Here is an 18,990-nt window from a genome sequence, read left to right on the forward strand (position 1 = left end):
GGCAACCGCTCCCGTCAGGCGACTTGATTCAGACAGATCAGCTTAGAGCCCCAGTCGCCATGAACGAGTGTAGTGACAGAGGCAGGAGCGATATCGAAGCGGAAGCAGTCGCCAAGCTGCAGGCCGAGGATCCCGCATACCGCCGCCTTGATCACGTCCGCGTGGCTGACCAGGGCGATGGATTGGCCTTGCCCGTCGTCGCGCAATGCGTCCATCAGGCGCATGATACGGCGCTGGACGTCGAGCATGGTCTCACCGCTGGGGGTGCGGGCATTTTGGCGCTGGTCATTCCAAAGCTGCCAGCTCGCGTCTCCGTTCAGTTCCTCGAAGGTCTTGCCCGACCAGGCGCCGAAGTCAATTTCGTCGAGCTCCTTGCAGATGGAGATCTGCTCGATATTGCACGCCACTGCGATCGGCTTCGCCGTCTCCAGCGTACGTTCGCGCGGACTGCTCAAGATGGCGGCGAGGGGCTCGCGCGCCATATGGCGCGCGAGATGCAACGCCTGTGCCTGACCGGCTTCGCCGAGACGAACACCCTCGAGCCGTCCCGCCAAATAGCGGCCCACGTTGTCGTGGGCTGCGTGCCGGATGAGAAAGAAGGTCGTGGTCATTCCGCCGCGTCGAGCATCGGCTCGTCCCTGCCAGCGATGAAGGCCAATGTCCGCAGCCGTGCCTCGGCGTCAGTAAATTGCTCCGGTGGCGACTTCATGAAATAGCTGCACGGGCCCGTGAGTGCACCTGCAATGCCGCGGTCGATAGCGAGCTTAGCGCAGCGGAGGGCATCGATTACTACGCCCGCGGAATTGGGAGAATCCCATACTTCCAACTTGAGCTCGGCATTGAGCGGCACGCCACCGAATGTGGTGCCCTCGACCCTGATGTAGGCCCATTTGCGGTCCGTCAGCCATGGCACGTGGTCGCTCGGGCCGACATGGATGTTGCCGGCCTCGAGAGGAACATCGATCTGGCTGGTGACGGATTGCGTCTTGGAGATCTTTTTCGATTCCAGCCGTTCCCGCTCGAGCATGTTGAGGAAGTCGGTGTTGCCACCGAAATTGAGCTGATAGGTCCGGTCGATCCGTACGCCGCGCTCCCGGAAGAGGTTGGCGAGTAGACGATGCACGATGGTCGCGCCGACCTGGCTCTTGATATCGTCGCCGATGAGCGGGATGCCGCGCTCTTCGAATCGCCGACGCCATTCCGGCCGCGAGGCGATGAAAACGGGGATGCAATTGACGAAGGCGCAGCCCGCTTCCAGCGCGCATTCGGCATAAAAACGCGTGGCCTCCTCAGAGCCGACCGGCAGGTAGGACACCAGTACCTCGGCCCCGCTTTTCTGAAGCAGCTCGGCAACGTCGGCGACCGGCTCTTCCGATTCTTCGATCGCGTCCCGCACATACTTACCGATGCCGTCGAGCGTGGGGCCTCGCTCGACCCGCACTCCGGTTGGTGCCGCGTCGGCGAAACGAAAGGTGTTGTTGGGCGCGCTATAGATCGCTTCCGCTACATCGCGCCCAACCTTGCTTTTCGCGACATCGAAGGCGCAGACGACCTCGATGTCGTCGACATGATAGCCACCGAGATCGGCATGCATCAGGCCCGGGATCGGCTCGTTTTTGTTTGCGTTGCGGTAGTAGGAGAGACCTTGCACGAGCGACGATGCGCAGTTGCCGACGCCGACGATGCCGATACGAACCTTTTTCGATGTCACGAAATCGCTGCCTCTTCTGTTGGAGGTAAGTTCCTACGCCGCCGAACCGGGAGGAGCGTCGAATGTTCCTTGTTTGAGTGAAAAATTGCGTAGTGGGGTGCGGATCAAAGAGGCTCCGCTTCGCGTTGGCGGGCAGATATCCGGGCAGCAGCGTCATGATCATCTACGGCGACCACAAGCGAATGCATAGCGCACAACGGCTCAGGGAATGTGCCTTGGCGGCAGCGGCCGCGATCGGCGATTTGCCGGGCGGCATCAAACGGCACGCTGCTTTGGTCGATCTCTTCCTCGGCACCTCTGAACTTTTGCAGGGACTCGCTGATGCGGAATTCGACAAGAAAGGGGTCGACGGCAACTCGCCTGGACAGGAGCTGGGGTCGGAAATCCTAGTAGCGTTATCAAGGGAAGTGCTGCGGTCCTGGCAACAGGGATTTGCCGCATGCGGACCGCTCGATGCAGCGCTGATTGCGAAGCTTGGCGCTATCGACAGTGCCGGCCAAATCGCCACTGGCGCTACCGAGGGCTACGCGCATTATGCGCTTTATCCCGAAACCTATCTGCTAGCCGCGCAACGGTCGCAACTCGATGCCGAAACATGTGTCATCGGTATCCGTAGCATCGGCCTTGGCCTCGCGGCCATGGTTGCAGCCGCGCTCGATGCACCCGCTCCCATCAGCGTGCGCCCCACCGGCCATCCTTTTCGTCGGCGCGTCTGCGCTGAACCCGAGCTCCTAGGCGTTTGGCCTGGCGATCCGGCCGCCAAATTCGCCATTGTCGATGAAGGCCCGGGCCTGTCAGGCAGCTCATTTCACGCAGTCGTAACGTGGCTGGTCGAGCAGGGCGTCGACTTCGATCGTATCCATCTTTTTCCAAGTCATCGAGGTGGGCCAGGACCGCACGCATCATCGGACATAGGCGATCTGTGGAGACGTTGCCGATGTCATGTCGCGGATTTTGAAGAAGCCTTCGACGGCCGCGTCGCTCCGGACTTGCCGCGATGGGTGGGAGGCCTCATCGGCGAGGACAATGTGGAGCTTCGCGAAATATCTGGCGGCGAATGGCGCAAACATATTCCCACATCGCCTGACCGCTGGCCCCCGGTATATGCTGGCTTCGAGCGGCGCAAATTCATCGCGTCTGCCGACGGGAAGCGCTGGCTGGTCAAGTTCGCCGGGCTTGGCGAAACCGGGCGGTGCAAGTTGCGCACGGCCAAAGCGCTCCACGATGCCGGCTTTGCGGCGGGGGTTGTTGGACTCTGCCACGGTTTTCTGGTCGAGCGTTGGGTCGAGGCGGACAGGTTGGATGAAAAGAGGTTGGCCAGGCACGCTTTGGTCGAACGGCTCGGGGATTATCTCGGCTGGCGCGCTGCCAAGCTGCAGGCTGACGAGGCAGGCGCGTCTTTGAATGCACTTTCAGACATGGCTGTACAAAACTGCAGGGAAGCGTTGGGAGAAGGGGCCGCCAAAACATTAAAGGCGTGGTTCGCTCGCCAGCCGTCCCGCCACGTCATGCGAAGGATCGAGGTCGACGGGCGCCTGCACCCTTGGGAGTTTCTCGTCTGTCGGGATGGCACGTTGCTCAAGACGGACGCCGTCGATCATTGCCGCTCGCATGATCTTGTCGGCTGTCAGGACATAGCGTGGGATATTGCCGGCGCCAGCGTCGAGCATGATTTGACCCCAGACGAGGTAGCGAAGCTGGTCGAGCGCATCGAGTCAAAGGCATCGCCTTGCGTCGATCGCGCTTTGGTCCACCATCTGGAGCCTTGCTATCTCGCGTTCCAGCTCGGACTCTGGATCATGGCTGAGCAATCGGTGGGGAACGGTGAGCGAGCGCGGGCCGCCTGCGCCGCCGACCGTTATGAAGCCAAGCTTGTGCGGTTCATCGAGGGCGCGAAGGCGTGATCAATCCAGCCTGCGCAGCATGTCGGCTTCCTGCTCCAGAATGAGGGCCACTTCCTCGCGTTGCAGATGCGTCATCATAAGACTGACGCAGCACTCGAGATAGGTAACTGAGGCACGTCGCAGGAAAGCGGCGGTCTGCGCCGCCGCGATCTGGTCTACGTCGTTGACAGGTCGTTTCGGCTGCACAGCTTCGTTCTCCATAGCCGTTTTCTACGCCCAACCACGATCTCGGTCGGTTGTTCCGCCTGCCCGGGAACTCAGCGATTCAGAGCTGATTGCCGCGATGGATTCGAGCGCCGGCTCATCGAGCCGGGCGAAGTAGGCAATGGTTTGCAGCAAGCCTTTCCTGAGCGGCACTTCGGGCGACCAGCCAAGAAGCGCCTTCGCACGGCCTATGTCCGGGCGCCGTCGGCGTGGGTCGTCCTGCGGCAGAGGCAGAAACTTCACGGGCGATCTTGAGCCGGTCAGTTCGCGCACCAGGCTTGCCAGTTCAAGGACCGAAAACTCCCTGGGATTGCCAAGGTTGACCGGCTGGCCCGGATTGGGATCGACGTTCATCAGGCGACGCAATCCCTCTACGAGATCGGTGACATAGCAGAAGGAGCGGGTCTGCCGGCCGTCGCCGAAGATTGTCAGCGGCCTCCTTTCCAGTGCCTGCATGACCAGATTGGAAACGATGCGACCGTCCGCGGAATCCATCCTGGGCCCATAGGTGTTGAAGATGCGTGCAACGCGGACATCGGCCATGTCTGCCCGCAGATAGTCGAAACAGAGTGTTTCGGCGGTACGCTTGCCCTCGTCATAGCAGGCACGCGGTCCGGTGCAATTGACGTGGCCGACATAATCCTCCCTCTGCGGATGCTTTTCCGGATCGCCGTAGACTTCACTGGTCGAGGCCTGCAGGAAGCGGGCGCCGTTGCTGGCGGCCAGCTCGAGCAGATTGAGCGTCCCGATGACGCAGGTTCGCGTGGTGTGGACTGGGTCAGCCTGGTAGCGAGGTGGCGACGCCGCGCAGGCCAGATTGAAAACGCGGTCGACGGGTTCGCCGAGCTCGAGCGGCACGCAAACGTCCTGCTCGACCAGCCGAAATCGGGCTTGGCCGACCAGCGAAACGATATTTTCCATCCGGCCGGTAAGAAAATTGTCGACGCAGATCACACGGTAACCGTCATGAAGCAATCCTTCGCACAAGTGCGAACCGAGGAACCCGGCACCGCCGGCGACCAGCGCCGTCCGCGTCTGCTCTATCTTTCTTGATCGCCGCATTTCCAAGGTCTCCTGTCTGCTGCTTCAGGCTGCACTTTCCACATCCAGTTCAATGACGGGACGCGCGTGGACGGGTTGCGTCAGTGCCACAACGAGCTGGTGCGCTCGCGCAGCGCCGGTATGCCTCCCAAGCACGGCTGCGTGCGCCGATCGGGCCATATCGAGCCTCGCTCGCTCTGATTTCGTCACGAGGATTTTCTCGACGTCCCGGGCGTCGGCGGCCGTTTCGATTGCCGAATCGGGGAAGAAATTCTCGAGACCCGGCCAGCGGTCGCTGATGATCGGAGTGCCGCAGGCGGCAGCTTCGAAAAGCCGTACGCTGGGCGACCATCCGGCCTCGATCATGGAGGCACGCGTCAGGTTCAGCGTGTAGCGCTGGCGGCTGTAGAAGGCGGCATGTTCCGCCGGCGGCAGGTGTTCGATCCGTTCGACGTTGTCGGGCCAGACGATATCGGACGGATATTGCGAGCCGGCGACGACGAAACGGCGGTCCGGCAGGTGCCGCGCCGGCTGCAGCAACAGCGCCTCCAAGGAGGGCTGCCGATCCGCACTGTACGTACCTAGATAGCCGAGATCCCATTCCATCGCATCTTTGGTGCGATGGTGACGTTTAGGATCAACCGAACAGTAAAGCGGTTCAGTTCGACGCGCGCCGAACTCGGACGTCAGACGCTCTAGTGTCGGCCCCCCTGTGAACGAGAAGTAGACGTCGAAATATGGAATCTGCCGGCGGGCTAGGTAATCGCAATCATCCGCCGCAACCTGCGCCAGCGTCACCGGCGTGTCGATGTCGTAAAAGCAGAACTGGCCCATGCAAAGCGAAGCAAGTTCGTCGATGATCGCCCTGCCTTCGGGGACGAACGAGCCGATCACCACCGCGTCGGCCCGCTGCAACGCCCGCCGGTGCCTGAGGCCAAGCTCGGACACCATCTCGTAGTAATGCAGCTTGCAAAAATCCGGATCGCGCAGATCGCGGTGATGCGCATACCAGGGCACGTCGCGCTCTAGGAAGGTAACGCGATGGCCGAGTTCGTCCAGCGCCCGCAACAGTCCCCGGAAGGTCGTGGCGTGGCCGTTGCCCCAGGACGAGGACAGCGAAAGGCCGAGGAAAACGATGTCGAGCGGTTTCGTCATTCCGCGGGCTCCATTGCGCGCCGCACGAAATGTGCCTTGAAGATGTCATCCACCAGTCGAGCCCTCAGAGTGTAGGTGTGCTCGGCAAGGACACGCCGCAATGCGGCTGCGCCGATTGCTTTGGCCCGTTGCGGCGTCAGAGTGCGCATGATCTCGGCGACATCGGCTCCGTCGCGCGCAACCAGTATCTCTTGGCCGGGCGTCAAGAACATTTCGACGCCGAGCCAGGCGTCGGTGATCAGGCATGCGCCAGCGCCCGCCGCCTCGAAGACCCGCGTGGCAGGCGAAAAACCATTGGCGGCCATGCTGTCGCGGTTGATGTTGAGAACCGCCTTCGGCGTGACATTGAAGGCGTTGTGATCCTTAGTCCCAACATGGCCGAGCCACGATACATTGGGCGGCAGCGGTTTGTCGCCCCAGCCGGAGCCGCCAAGCCGGAATTGGAGACTGCCCGACGCACGGGCCGGATCGAGGAAGAACGCGTCGACACGCGCCTCGCGGTCCGGCAGCCGATTTCCGAGGAAAGCCAAGTCGCAGGCGAAACGCGAATTGGCGGCGACCGGATGGTGCGTTTCCGGATCGAGCGCGTTGTAGATCGGCAAGCATTCGGCAGCGCCGAGCGCCCGATAGTTCCACACCACCGGATCGCCGCCGCCATAGGTCAGCACGATGCCGATCCGTTTCAACGCTTTATGCAATGGGTGGCCAGCTTCGTTGCGCAACTCGCCGAGCGTCGCCGGGGCATCGACATCCCAAAACACGGTCAGGGCATCGGGACGAGCGTGGTCGAGGACGGCACGCAACAGCGCCTCGTCCTCGAAGCCAACGCCGCTTGCCTTCACGACGATGTCGGCTTGCGCGGCGCGGGAGGCGACCTGCATCAGCGCATGCGCCGACGGCTCGTAGACGACGACGCTGCACCAATCCGGCGCCTCGATATCGCGATGCTTCTGGCGATCGTACACATCAGGCTCATAGAAGACGATGTCATAGCCGCGCAGCGACAGCGCCTTGAGCAACCCCCGATAATAGGTGGCCGCGCCATTCCAGTAGGACGATAAAAGGCTCGAACCATAAAAGGCGATCTTCATGCGGCGGCCTCCCTTGCCGGTATTGTTTCTGACGCTCGCCGGTCGCCGCAGGCGGCCAGTATGACGAACAGCTCGTCCGCCCGATGCCGGCAGGAGTGCCGCGCCCGGATCGTTTCCAGCCCTGACGACGCGAGCGTCTTTGCAAGCGCGGCGTCGTGCAGTACGTCGCGCAGATGACCACGCATCTCGCTGCCGTCGCGGGCGAACAGGAAATCGACGCCGGGGCGGAACAACCCCTCCTCGTCCGACCATGGCGCGGAAATTAGAGGGATGCCGCAGGCAAGCGCTTCGAACATACGGATCGTCGGAATGCCCGGCAGGCTTTCCCGGTAAGGTCGGCGTGGAATGTGCACCGTAACGCGATGCCGGGCGAGGGCCTTGGGCACATCGGCGTTCGCAATCCAGCCCTCGTAGCGCAGGCCGGCATCCGCCAGAGCCGTGAGTGCATGCGGGGGATAGCGCACGCCGTGGATGGTTCCCGACAGGCCGAGCGCGCTTGCCGGCTCGATCAAGAATTCGCTGATCTCGGCGCTGCGCTCGTCGTCACCCCAATTGCCGATCCAGACAAGATCGGAGACAGCATCTATCTCCGGCCACGGCTTGAACAGCCGTTCGTCCGCCGCCTCGTGCCAGGTAAAAACCCGTTTGCCCCAGCCGGCGCGAAGATAGCTCTCCCGAAGGACCTCGCCGAAGACGAGGACCCCGTCATAGTGATCCAGTTGAAGGGCCGCTATCACCTGCATCGCGGAGACGGCGCGATGATGCGTGTCGTGGAACAGAAGTGTGAAATCGCCCCGCTGAGCGCGGGCCCGGCCGATGCGGGCAACAAGCTCCGGGTCGGTCCATTCGTGCACGATCACGACATCGGCGCCGGTAAGCCATGCCTCATGTTCGAAAGCGCCATCGTAAGTCGCCGTCATCAGCTCCGGAAAATCTCGCCGGAAGCGCTCTATGGCGAAGGGCCCCTGCTCGGCAAGCAGGTTCGACCGGCTCCAACCGTCGGCAGGCTCCAGCGCGACCACTTCATGCCCGCGCGCGACAAGTTCGCGCATGATTCCGCGCTGGAAATGAGCATTTCCATGGTTCCAGTCGGAAACGGCCGAATGGGTGTAGAACACGAAGCGCATTGTCAGCGCTCCGCGACGGCCATTGCCGCTCGATCATAGACTTCGCACATCGCCGCCACTTGGGCAGCCGGCGAGAATTTGCGTGCTTGCAGCGCCGCGCGCTGGCCGAGCCGATGCCGCAAGCTTTCGTCGTGGGATAGGCTTTCGATGCACGCCGCAAGCGCATAAGGGTCACGGGCGTCAAAGAACGCCGCCGCGCCGTCCCAGATCTCGCGATAGGTCGCGATGTCGGCAAGCACCAGCGGCGTGCCCGAGAGCGCGGCTTCCAAAGCGGCCAACCCGAAGGGCTCATAGATGGAGGTTGACACGAAGATGCCCGCTCGCGTCATCAGGCGGCGAACGCTGGCGTGGCTGATGGAGCCGAGCGATACGCAGTTGTCAAAGTGCACGCGCTGTCCGTCTGGGCCGGCGAGCGGACCGGCGGCCTGAAACGGCCATTGGCAAAGGGCGGCCGCGGCATCGAGCAGACCTGCATTCTTGCCTTCGTCCCACCAGCGTGCGGCGGCGAAGACGAAAGGCTCGCGGCTCGCGGCTCCCGGACGGGGCAGCGCGCAGTTGTAGACAACACTCAACCCTGCGATCGCGCCGTAGCAGGTTTCGAGCATGTCGGCGTGGCTGCGGCTCGGAGCGATGACGGCGTCGGCGCGATCGAAGCCGGCCCTGTTGCGATCCAATTGCCAGGCCCATTCGCCGGACGGCCTTTGCGCGCGCACCGCCTGCAGCCATGTGACCACGCATGAATGCGATACCGCGATGACGGGCGATGGCAAATCGAGCCCGGCCGCCTGGGCCGGCGCGTTGAGATGAGCAACGTCGATGGCATAGGCCTCAGCAAGGGCCTGCAACTCGCCGGGCAAGCGGCCGAGATCACTCTCGTCGCGGGTCATCCAGTCCGGCGGAGACTCAAGCCAGGCCAGCGTGGCGAAGGATTGGGCCTCCTGTGCCTGCTCCGCCGAAGGCTGTGGCCCGAGGCCGGCAAGCACGATACTGTCGCCATGGGCGGCAAGCGCGCGTGCCAGATCAAGCGAATAGCGCCAGACCCCGCCGACGGCGTCGGTCGTTATCAGGATGCGGCGCGCACGATGGGTCAATGACTGCAGCATGAGGACTCCAACTCTTTCAGCGCGCGCGGCTGCTGGTCCTGGATATCGCTGAACGACTGGAACGAGGCGAGGTAGTGCTCATGCGCACGCTCCCAGGCGACATCGTCCGGCTCGCCCCAGAGCTTGCGGTAGCTGGGAGAACTCGGATAGGGATAGAGCGGAACCGGTTCATTGGCCCATACGCCGTGGTCGATCAGATGCTTGCGCCAGTAATCCACGAGTGCCGGATCGTCCTCGACCACGCCGATGAGATTGGCCTGCACGAAAGGCACGTGACGACGGGCGTTGACCAAGAGAGCGGCGAGATCCTCGGTGTCCAGCCGGCAGCGCTTGGCCAGCATCGCCCGGCCTTCAACGGTCAGGCTTTCGAGGCCTGCCTCGATCGAGACACAGCCGGCTTGCCCGAGCAGTTCCAGCAGATCCGGCTTCCACAGGTCGATGCGCGTCTGGACACCGAATTGCACATCGCGCTCGACCAGGGCCTGCAGCAAAGCCTTTTGCGGCAGGAAGATTTCGTCGATGAAATAAATGTACCCAACCCCCTGCGCGATCAAGGCGTCGATTTCAGCAATGACGGCGTCGTGGTTTCGGCGCCGGTAGGCGTCGCGAAAGTCGATCTTGGCGCAGAAGCTGCAATTGTAGGGGCAGCCGCGCGATGCCTCAACCTCGGCGCCGGCTCCCTCTTGATGGGTATCGAACCTATGATGGTGATGGCCATGCGCCGCGATCCAGTCGGACGGCCAGGTGAGCGCCGGATGGTCTACAAACCGGCTGGCGTGAACGCCCCCATTCGAGATCACGACGTCGCCATGGCGATGGGCGGTGTGCTGCACGCTGCTCCAGTCAGCTTGGCCCGCAAGTTCCGCCACGACCTCCTCGCATTCACCCCGCACGACAACATGGACGCCGAGCTTGCGCAAGGTGGGGGCGGGCGTGGCCGAGCCATGAGGACCAACCGCAACGGTTCTTCCGCCGCGCCCGGCGAGGCGATTGAGGAATTCCGCGGGGACGCGCAATTCAGGCGGCGCGCACCGCCAAAACAGGTAGGTCGGCGCGGTGGTCACGACGGTCATGTCCGGTGCGAATTCACCAACGCGTTCGGCAAGGGCAGTATTGTCGAGTTCCTGTAGCAAGCCGTCCAGCATCAGCACATCGTGACCCTTGGCTTCCAGCATTGCCTTGGAGTAGCCGAGCTCGAGCGGCAAATGCGGCTGCCTGCAGCCGAAATAGATGCTGTGCTCGTATGTCCAATAAGGATTGACCAGGGCGACCTTCATGCGACGAACCTCCCGGCTTCCGGCTGGAGGCGATGCCGCAACAGCCAGGTGGCAAGATCGCACACCCCTTCGCGCCACGGCATACGAGCGTGCCAACCGAGCGCGGCCTCCAGCTTGCGGGTGTCTGCAACGAAGAACGGCTGGTCGCCAATGCGCTCGCGGTCGTGGCGAAGCGCAATATCGCGGCCTGATATTTCGGCTATTTCGGCCAGCAGCCCGCGCAGGCTGACGGCATTGCGCGGTCCACCGCCCAGATTGAATGCCTGACCCTTAAGGTCCTCGATCCTGGCCAGCACGCCCCGATACGCAGCCACCGCATCCGAGACATGCAAGATGTCGCGCACCTGCCTGCCGTCGCCATAAAGGGTGATGGGCCGGCCAGAGAGCGCGCTCAAAAGGAAATGCGCGACCCAGCCCTGGTCTTCGGTGCCAAACTGGCGCGGTCCATAGATGCAGCTCATGCGCAAGACTGCCGTCGGCAAGTCGTAGGACTTAGCGTAGTCGAGGACGTACTGATCGGCCGCGCCTTTCGAGCAGCCGTAGGGGGTGCAGAAATCGAGGCCGATTGTCTCGTCGAGGCCGTTCTTGCGCACATTGTCATCGAGCGGCTCGCAGCGATCGGAGGCTTGTCGCACCGGGACCCTGGGAAGGCTGCCATAAACCTTGTTGGTGCTCGCGAAGACGACGGGGGCGCCGCTGACGCGCGCGGATTCCAGCACATTGAACGTGCCTTTGAGATTGACCTCGAAATCCTGCGCGGGATCGCTCAGGCTGGTCGTTACCGCTGTTTGGGCGGCTAGATGGAAGATGGCCTTTGCCGGCGCCAGCGCTGCTGCCAGCGCACTTCGATCACGTATGTCGACGATTTCCGCGCTCAGCCTGTCGCCATGTCTTTGCGCCAGCCAGCGGAGATTCTGTTCGACGCCGGGGCGGCTGAGATTATCTATGACCAGCACCGTCTCGCCGTCCGACAGTAGGCTGTCGGCAAGGTTGGAGCCGATGAAGCCGCTGCCGCCAATAACGGCCACGGGCGCCTTGCCAGGGTGGCGATGCAGATGGCTCACGAGACCAGTCCTCGCTCTTCCAACTCACGCCTCATCTCGGCGCCGCGATCGATGGCGACTGTGTTGCGAACCCAGGTCGCGAATTCGCCCAACGAATTTTCCAGGCAATGCATCGGCTCGAAGCCGAGCAGGTCACGCGCCTTGGCAATGTCGGCGAAGCAGTTGCGGATATCGCCGGAGCGCGCCTTCCCCAAAATTTCAGGCGGCCGCTTCGGAATGCCCATCGCCTGGCCCACCAGTCGCGCGACCTCGCGGATCGAATAGGCGTGCCCACTGCCGATATTGATCGCGTGGCCGGCTGCCTGGCGTTGCTCCAGCGCGAGCCGGAATGCGGCGGCGACGTCGCGCACATGGACGAAGTCCCGCTGCTGCTCGCCATCCTCGAAGATCGTCGGCCGTTTGCCGTTGGCGAGGCGCGACGCGAAATTAGCAAGCACGCCAGTGTACGGATTGGAAAGAGCTTGTCCCGCGCCGAAGACGTTGAATAAGCGTAACGCCACCGCATCGACGCCGTAGGCCTGGCCGAAAATCAAGACCGAGCGCTCCTGCATGTACTTGGTCAGTGCGTAGATCGAGGCGAGATCGGGCCGCTTTTCCTCGTCGGTCGGAACTGGTGACAGAATTTCACCCGCAGCCGATTTAAGATCCCATCGCCCCTCCTTGATGTCACTGGTCTTACGACGCGCGTCATCGATCCGCTTGCCATCGGCGGTTTCATAGAGGCCTTCGCCATAGATGCTCATTGAAGAGGCCACAACAATCCGTTCGACCGGAGCTTTTATGAGCGCTTCCAGCAGTACTGCTGTGCCGAGATCATTGGTGCCGACATAGCGAGCGATCTCATACATGGACTGGCCAACGCCAACCTCTGCCGCCAGATGAATGACGGCATCGACATCCGAGACGGCCTCGGCGACCGCATCACGATCGCGCACGTCGCCCTTGATCAGTTCGGCTCCGGTGGGCAGGTTGATGGCCTCGCCGCCGTGAACCTGGTCGACTAGCGCATCGAGCAGCCGCACGTCATAGCCGTTTTTGGTGAGTTCCTGGGCGACGTGGCGGCCGATGAAGCCGCAACCTCCCGTGACCAATATGCGTTTCACGACGACTCCGTTGGGGATTTGCTTAGGCCCCCGAACTGCGCGGCAAAAGGTTTGTTCCCTTGCTTCAACAAAGTTCCCGCCGCAGCTGAGCCGGCTGCTCTGAAAGAGGTCTCCGCCTTCTTGGAACAATGCCTGTTGACCGCTGTTAGGGCCGCTCACCAGTCCCGCGCCAGAAAGGGAAGTTCATGTCCGAAGCGAAGACCACCACAAATCACGATGAAATCCGGAAGTGGGTTGAGGAACGGGACGGCCAGCCGGCCGTGGTTCGCACCCGAGGCGAGGGCGGCATCCTGCGGATTGATTTCGGCGAACCCGAAGAGACGCTGGAGCCGATCGAGTGGGAGGAATTCTTCCGCATTTTCGATGAGAACAATCTCGCCTTTCTCCACCAGGACGAAGCCGGTAGCGGCAAGACCAGCCGTTTCAACAAATTCGTCGAGCGCGACCAGAACGGGAATGGCTGACCTGAAGTCCGCCGAGCGCGTTCATCAGGAGATGGGATGCAAGAGGGGATGGGAATGCCAGATCGATCCAACGCGGGTGTGTCCCGGCGTGCGGTCGCCGGCAGTCCGGTGAGCGGAGCGTTCGCCGCTTTAGCCGCGCCGGCAGGCGCAGCGCGAATGCGGCGGGAAAGCTCAGCGGATGGTCCTCACGCCACGACTTCCTCGTGGTGGATAGACATTGCCATGCGGCCGAGGGAACCATTCGGAGTTCTTCTGTTGGGCCATCATCATGGAGCATTGGCCATGGGACTCTTTTCCGAGCTGAACAAGAAGCTGACCGAAAACATCTACGCTCATGGCAGCTACCTGAGCGATCCGAGCGCGGATCTACCGCGGCGTGTCGAAGAGACGGTCGATTTGTTGATGCCCTTCATCCAACCTGACGCGCGAGAAACGGTGAGATTGCAAATTCTTGGCATCATCCACGAGCATATCTACGACGAGCCATAATTGCCTCTGCCCCGGTCGAAGGCAGAGATCCATTCGCCACGACCGTCGCTGCTCAGTTCTTCGGTCGGCGGCTTCGCTCCTCGGCGTCACGCAACAGGCGCACTATGGCGTCTACCGGGGATGGATCGGACGCGCGCCTTGCTTTCTGGAACAGATGCCGAAAGAAACTTCTCAAGCCAGCCATCGTGATCGCCTCCTTTCGCTTCCGAACTTGCCGGAAGGAGCGATGTTCCTTTTCCAGCTATGGCAGGGCCGCGGCGAGAAGGAACACGACAGCCGCCAGAACGACGAGAGCCATAATCGCCAGCATCAGTCCGCTACTGCGCGGTTGCAGGTCGGGTTCATCCTTCGGAGGCCTCATGGCGTTGGCGAAACTCGCCTGGTTGGTGAAGTAGGGTTCATTTCGTGTCGCCGGCGCGGAGAAGCTTGGGAAACCCGCAGCCTCGGCATCTGTTTCTTGGGGTGCAACCGCCGGATCGAACCCGGGTGTCTTGTCCTGCGTCCTGCCAGCCTGGATCTGGCTCCGGTCCGCCGCGGGGGTGCGTTCGTTCGGTGACATCGGCGCTTCCTTTGCCTCCGAACCTTTGTCCCGCGTCGCTGTTCCAACGCCATCGACGCAATCTCGGTGTTTTTTGGACGTGCCCAGCTGCGCCGGCTTTGCCGATTAAGAACGCGATTTTCAAGGACGGACGGGAACTTTCGCATCAAGGGAGCTTTGTATCCAAAGGTTCGAAGATCACGAGGCAAGCATCGAACAGATGAGAATAGCGCCGATGAAAGCTTGGATGATGGGCCCCCTCATTTCGCTACATTCGATTGCCGTCTCCAGGGGCGACGGGCTCAGGCCCGAGTTCCTTCGTCTGTTCCACGCCCGCGCCGCCTTGTCGACACGCGCCGTGACCGAACTTCGCCCTGGCAAGGATATTCCTCAGGACCAGGCGGGTCCAAATCCGTCTGGCAATGTCGAAAGCGCCTCGCGCAAAGGCATCGTGGTCTTTCCTGACAAGCAGAACGCCTGGAAACGCAAGCGAGGAGGTGGCAAAAAGCGTTGTAGGAGGCCGTTATGAAAGCGCCCTTGGCACTGATTATCGAAGATGAGTACTTGATCGCATCGGACGTGGCGAATGGCTTGAAGGAACGCGGCTTTGAGGTTGCCTGTGTAGCTTCCGAACGGGCGGCCTCAGCCTGGCTCGAAGACAACGTGCCGGATTTGGCCATCGTAGACATCCAATTGCTGGATGGGCGACATGGTGCAGCTGCGGCTCGGCTGAAAGAGAGCGGCGTGCCCTTCATCGTGCATTCGGGTTATGATCCAGAATTTCAATCGCCGATCTTCCACGGCGCCCCTTATCTGCCGAAACCCGCGCCAATAAACCATTTGGTCGAACTTGCGAGCCAGCTCGTTCAAGATCGTGTCGAAAGGGAAACTAGCGCCGGATGATTTGGCTTGAAATCTGTACGGTTTTCTGGGCTAAAACCACATCGCTTTCTCATCAGCACTCTAGTTGCCGCTACGACGTCTTCCGGATGGCCAGCAGTCAACCAGCCGGGTCTTGCCCGAACGAACCGCGGATCTTCGACGCAAGCTGCGCTATCATCTCTAGCAGAGAGTGCGGCAGCACCGGTTTTTGCAGAACCGGAACTTTTGCATAGCGGACCGGCAGCTTGCTATCATCACATCCGGTCACAAAAGCAAAAGGAATGTTCCTGTCCTGCAGCTGGTCCGCGATCCTGAAGCTTGTTTCGTCGAACAACTGCACGTCAAGGAGCGCCGCGTTGATTTCATGGCGCGAAAGGCATTCCAGCGCTGCCTTGACCGAAGGTGCTGGACCGACCACTTGGTGGCCAGCCCGGCGCAGCGTCGCCGCGCTGTCGTCCGCGATCAACCACTCGTCTTCGACGACAAGCACGCGGTACATTTTTGCTCCAGTCAGCGGGTCATTGGAAACGAGATTCTCACCACCAAACCACTTGCCGCGAAATTTGTTTCCACAACGCCGCTCAGCCGGTACTCGATCTCGCCTTTCACAAGCGACAGCCCAAAGCCCGATTGCTCAGGCGGCTTGACCGGCGGCCCGTTCGTCTCTTTCCAGACCAACTGCAGTTCGTTGCCCGCGAGCGACCACTCGATTTCGATCCTGCCACGTTCGTTTCTAAGCGCGCCGTATTTGGCGGCGTTGGTGGCGAGTTCGTGCAGGACCATGCCGATCGACAGGGACTGCTGTGGCTTGAGCCTGGCCTCAGGGCCAGTGATGGTCAAACGCGTAGTATCGATGGCCCCAACCTCCTGGGCGATAAGCTCATGCACTGAGACCTCGGTCCAATTCTCTCTTGAGAGTGCGCCATAGGCACGCGACATTGCTGCCAGCCGGCCGACCAAGGCGGCTGCGAATTCTTCCTTGCTACTGGAGGATTCCAGCGCGCGATTGGCGATGCTGGTCACCACGGCAAGCATGTTCTTGACGCGGTGGTTCAACTCCGAGATGAGGATCTTCTGATGTTCCTCGGCTTCCGCCAGGGGGGTCACGTCGACAAGGGTAACCACCACGCCCTGCGTTCGCGCTCCTTTGTCGCGGTAAGGAATCAGCCGCACAAGGTAGTAGCTTCCCTTGGCATCACGCGCCAGATGATGAGCTATGGACTCGCCTTCCGCGAACACCCGCTCGATGTGAGCCTGCATTTCGGGATAGTCAATCCGACTGGAAAGGTCGCTCAACGGCCGACCGACGTCGGAGGCGCGCAAGTTGAAGAATTCCGACGCCGCGGGCGTGAACGTGCGTATAACCAGGTCCCGGTCGAGGAATACTGTGGCGATGTCCGTGCTCTCAAACAGGTTGCGAAGATCGCTGTTGGCGCGGTCCAATTCCTCGATCTTGTCGGAAAGCTCGGCGTTGATCGTGTTGAGCTCCTCGTTGAGGGACTGCATTTCTTCTTTCGAGGCTTCGAGCTCCTCGTTGGTCGACTGTGCTTCCTCGTTGACCGACACAAGCTCCTCGTTCGATGACTTCAATTCCTCAAGTGCGGTCTCATATTCCTCAATCGTGGATTGCAGCCGTTCGCGCATGTCGCGCAGCTCTCGCTCCAGTTGCGCGGAAGTTTCGACCTCGCGGATGTCCGATTCCGGATCTGGCTTTGCTCCGGAAGTTCCGGTCGGCTGGAACAGGACAAGGTATAGCGGCTCGCTATTTCCTCGCTGGGGCAGCGGTTCAACCATGATGTTGACCAAGTGCAGACGATGTTCCTCGTCGTCGACGGCTACGTTTGCGCGGCTAACAGATTGATGGGTGCTGGCCGCCTCGCGAAGGGCCGCTCGCAAATCCAGTCGCAGTCCGCGCCGAGCCATGGTCAGCAACTGGCGGCTGGGGGCACCCTGGGCGGCCTCCAGATACCTGCCGGTCCGCGCCGAATAATAGACGACTTCGCCTTCGGCGTTCACAACGACATGTGGCGGGGCATGACGCTCCAGCACCTGCAATTCCACTGACTGCCGCAGCGGATAGCCGGCGCTCGCGCGTGTCCTTCCATCGCTGTCGTCCCCGGATAAGCGGGCAGTCCGACCTTCGCCGATCAGCAGCGGAAGGCGCGATCTTGCCGAAATATGTTCGCGGGCCCGGAAGACGCGCTGCTTCTTGTCGAGCGTCGCGAACAGATCACCATGCTGGCCTATGCTTTCGGACGTGCCAAGGAACAGATAGCCTCCCGGCCTCAAGGCGTAGTGGAAAATGGGTATGACGCGCTGCTGAATCTCCGGCCCGAAATAGATGAGGAGGTTGCGGCAGGAGACCAGGTCCATGCGTGAAAACGGCGGGTCCTTGAGGACGCTATGAGGCGAGAAAATGCAAAGCTCCCGCACCTCGCCTGTCAGCACGAAGCTCTCGCCTTCATTGATGAAGAAGCGCTGCCTCCTTTCGGCGGAAACCCCGTCTAGCGAAGTTTGGGGGTAGCGCGCCGCACGCGCTACCCCCAAAGCCGCTTCGTCGATGTCGGTGGCGAAGATCTGGATCTTCGGCGTCGCGGGCAAGCCGTCCATATGCTCGCGAAACAGCATACCAATGGAGAAGACCTCTTCGCCGGTGGCGCATCCTGGCACCCAGACTCGAACCGTGTCGGACGCGGTCTTGCCCTCAAACATTTCGGGGACGACCCTTTTCGCAAGAAATTCGAAGGCGTCGGTGTCGCGGAAGAAACCGGTGACATTGATGAGCAGGTCGCGGAACAGCGCTGTGACCTCGGGCGGATCCCTGCGCAGCAATTCGATATACGCGGATAGCTCAGTGATCTGGCCGATCTGCATACGCCGCTTGACACGGCGGAGGAACGTCTTGGTCTTGTAGCCTGAGAAATCGTGCCCGGAATGGGCCTTGAGTATGCCGTAGATCTCCTCGCGTGCGCGGCCCATGTGGGCAGTCGAGGGGCCGCCACCCTCCGTCAGTCGATCAAGCGTGCTGAAGCCTTGGACGAAGGCGATCAGCTTCTCGCCCATTTCTTCTGCCGGCACGGCAATATCCACTACGCCGCTTGAAATGGCGCTCTGCGGCATGTCGGCGTTGCGCGGCCGCGTACCATCGCTTCCCTGCGCCAGCACGAGGCCGCCGCGCTCCTTGATCAACTTCGCGCCGAGCGTACCATCGCCATCGCCGCCCGACAGGATGATGCCGACTGCGTATTCCCCCTGGTCTTCGGCGAGCGAGCCCAGGAAGACATCAATTGGTTTGCGTTCTCGGTACGCCGCACTCTGATGCTTAATCCTCAGATTGCCGCTTTCGATCCTCAGCACGGCGTTCTGCGGCATGACGTATACGTGATCCGGGTCCACTTCGCTTCCATCCTCGGCGATGCTTACCGGCATGCCGGTATAACGCGCCAGTACTTCATGCAGCAGGCTTTCGCGTTCGGGGCTGAGATGAGTAACGACGACGAAGGCCATTCCTGGCGAAGCCGGCAGGTTCTTGAAGAGGTCTTCCATCGCCGGGATGCCACCGGCCGATGCGCCGATTCCGACGATTGGAAATTTCGCGCGCGCTGACATGATTGGGCTCCCGATGTGGCCTGCCTCGACCGCAAGCAGAAGAGGCGAACCTCCCAAATTAGGCTGATTTACCCATCGTTGCGAGGGATTTGCACCCATAGCAGGCGATAGGCAATATCTTTTGAGGCGGAGCTTCGAGTACCGAAAGAGCTCAAGCCCGCGAGGTCACGAAGTCGGCCGCCGCCTGCCCCGGAACATCGGTGATAGCTCATAGTTCGGTTGGGTGTC

The 18,990-nt window shown here is 61.5% G+C and carries 18 protein-coding genes; 4 read left to right on the forward strand and 14 right to left on the reverse strand.

Going from position 1 to position 18,990, the window contains the following annotated elements; genetic code table 11:
- Window positions 1-14 precede the first annotated feature (14 nt).
- Complete coding sequence (locus tag F3H96_RS28255; protein ID WP_149804929.1) at window positions 15-611, reverse strand: histidine phosphatase family protein; 597 nt, start codon at window positions 609-611, stop codon at window positions 15-17.
- Window positions 608-1,711, reverse strand: a complete 1,104-nt coding sequence (locus F3H96_RS28260; protein WP_149804930.1) for an inositol-3-phosphate synthase — start codon at window positions 1,709-1,711, stop codon at window positions 608-610. The genes F3H96_RS28255 and F3H96_RS28260 overlap by 4 nt, the downstream gene beginning before the upstream one ends.
- A 155-nt stretch (window positions 1,712-1,866) precedes the next feature.
- Between F3H96_RS28260 and F3H96_RS28265 the strand changes: the two genes are divergently transcribed.
- Window positions 1,867-3,615 (forward strand): hypothetical protein, encoded by a 1,749-nt coding sequence (locus F3H96_RS28265; RefSeq protein ID WP_149804931.1) that lies wholly within the window; start codon window positions 1,867-1,869, stop codon window positions 3,613-3,615.
- Here the strand turns inward: F3H96_RS28265 and F3H96_RS28270 are convergent, their stop codons facing one another.
- From F3H96_RS28270 to F3H96_RS28310, 9 genes are read right to left on the reverse strand one after another with little or no spacing between them, the layout of a single operon-like run.
- Window positions 3,616-3,816: a hypothetical protein gene (locus F3H96_RS28270; protein ID WP_244620195.1), complete on the reverse strand. Its 201-nt coding sequence runs from the start codon at window positions 3,814-3,816 to the stop codon at window positions 3,616-3,618. It abuts the gene before it with no gap.
- A 9-nt stretch (window positions 3,817-3,825) separates the two neighbouring features.
- Window positions 3,826-4,881, reverse strand: a complete 1,056-nt coding sequence (locus F3H96_RS28275; RefSeq protein ID WP_149804932.1) for a UDP-glucuronic acid decarboxylase family protein — start codon at window positions 4,879-4,881, stop codon at window positions 3,826-3,828.
- A 24-nt stretch (window positions 4,882-4,905) separates the two neighbouring features.
- The gene (locus F3H96_RS28280; protein ID WP_149804933.1) at window positions 4,906-6,015 is read right to left on the reverse strand and encodes a glycosyltransferase; all 1,110 of its coding nucleotides are present in this window, start codon (window positions 6,013-6,015) and stop codon (window positions 4,906-4,908) included.
- Window positions 6,012-7,106 carry a glycosyltransferase gene (locus F3H96_RS28285; RefSeq protein ID WP_149804934.1) on the reverse strand — a complete coding sequence of 365 codons (1,095 nt, stop codon included), beginning with the start codon at window positions 7,104-7,106 and terminating at the stop codon, window positions 6,012-6,014. The genes F3H96_RS28280 and F3H96_RS28285 overlap by 4 nt, the downstream gene beginning before the upstream one ends.
- Window positions 7,103-8,233 carry a glycosyltransferase gene (locus tag F3H96_RS28290; protein ID WP_149804935.1) on the reverse strand — a complete coding sequence of 377 codons (1,131 nt, stop codon included), beginning with the start codon at window positions 8,231-8,233 and terminating at the stop codon, window positions 7,103-7,105. Before F3H96_RS28290 ends, F3H96_RS28285 begins: the two co-directional genes overlap by 4 nt.
- A gap of 2 nt (window positions 8,234-8,235) precedes the next feature.
- Window positions 8,236-9,336, reverse strand: a complete 1,101-nt coding sequence (locus F3H96_RS28295) for a glycosyltransferase family 4 protein (RefSeq protein WP_149804936.1) — start codon at window positions 9,334-9,336, stop codon at window positions 8,236-8,238.
- Window positions 9,321-10,613 (reverse strand): TIGR04295 family B12-binding domain-containing radical SAM protein, encoded by a 1,293-nt coding sequence (locus F3H96_RS28300; RefSeq protein ID WP_149804937.1) that lies wholly within the window; start codon window positions 10,611-10,613, stop codon window positions 9,321-9,323. The genes F3H96_RS28295 and F3H96_RS28300 overlap by 16 nt, the downstream gene beginning before the upstream one ends.
- Window positions 10,610-11,677: an NAD-dependent epimerase/dehydratase family protein gene (locus F3H96_RS28305; RefSeq protein WP_188131570.1), complete on the reverse strand. Its 1,068-nt coding sequence runs from the start codon at window positions 11,675-11,677 to the stop codon at window positions 10,610-10,612. Before F3H96_RS28305 ends, F3H96_RS28300 begins: the two co-directional genes overlap by 4 nt.
- Window positions 11,674-12,780 carry an SDR family NAD(P)-dependent oxidoreductase gene (locus F3H96_RS28310; protein WP_149804959.1) on the reverse strand — a complete coding sequence of 369 codons (1,107 nt, stop codon included), beginning with the start codon at window positions 12,778-12,780 and terminating at the stop codon, window positions 11,674-11,676. The genes F3H96_RS28305 and F3H96_RS28310 overlap by 4 nt, the downstream gene beginning before the upstream one ends.
- 185 nt (window positions 12,781-12,965) lie before the next feature.
- On the opposite strand from F3H96_RS28310, the gene F3H96_RS28315 reads away from it, so the two are divergent.
- Together F3H96_RS28315 and F3H96_RS28320 are read left to right on the forward strand one after the other, a co-directional pair.
- Complete coding sequence (locus tag F3H96_RS28315) at window positions 12,966-13,244, forward strand: hypothetical protein (protein ID WP_149804938.1); 279 nt, start codon at window positions 12,966-12,968, stop codon at window positions 13,242-13,244.
- A 282-nt stretch (window positions 13,245-13,526) separates the two neighbouring features.
- Window positions 13,527-13,733, forward strand: a complete 207-nt coding sequence (locus F3H96_RS28320) for a hypothetical protein (RefSeq protein WP_149804939.1) — start codon at window positions 13,527-13,529, stop codon at window positions 13,731-13,733.
- 241 nt (window positions 13,734-13,974) lie between these two features.
- On the opposite strand, the gene F3H96_RS28325 is transcribed toward F3H96_RS28320, so the two are convergent.
- Window positions 13,975-14,292, reverse strand: a complete 318-nt coding sequence (locus F3H96_RS28325) for a hypothetical protein (RefSeq protein WP_149804940.1) — start codon at window positions 14,290-14,292, stop codon at window positions 13,975-13,977.
- A 504-nt stretch (window positions 14,293-14,796) separates the two neighbouring features.
- On the opposite strand from F3H96_RS28325, the gene F3H96_RS28330 reads away from it, so the two are divergent.
- Window positions 14,797-15,174 carry a response regulator gene (locus tag F3H96_RS28330; protein WP_149804941.1) on the forward strand — a complete coding sequence of 126 codons (378 nt, stop codon included), beginning with the start codon at window positions 14,797-14,799 and terminating at the stop codon, window positions 15,172-15,174.
- Window positions 15,175-15,271: 97 nt separating this feature from the next.
- Here F3H96_RS28330 and F3H96_RS28335 read toward each other — a convergent pair whose 3' ends face one another.
- Both F3H96_RS28335 and F3H96_RS28340 read right to left on the reverse strand, forming a co-directional pair.
- Window positions 15,272-15,652, reverse strand: coding sequence for a response regulator (locus tag F3H96_RS28335; protein WP_149804942.1), 381 nt, complete (start codon window positions 15,650-15,652; stop codon window positions 15,272-15,274).
- 11 nt (window positions 15,653-15,663) lie between these two features.
- Window positions 15,664-18,762, reverse strand: a complete 3,099-nt coding sequence (locus tag F3H96_RS28340) for a CheR family methyltransferase (protein WP_149804943.1) — start codon at window positions 18,760-18,762, stop codon at window positions 15,664-15,666.
- Between the last annotated feature and the right edge of the window lie 228 nt (window positions 18,763-18,990).

The organism is Mesorhizobium sp. NFR06 (assembly GCF_900115245.1).
GTDB lineage: Bacteria > Pseudomonadota > Alphaproteobacteria > Rhizobiales > Rhizobiaceae > Mesorhizobium.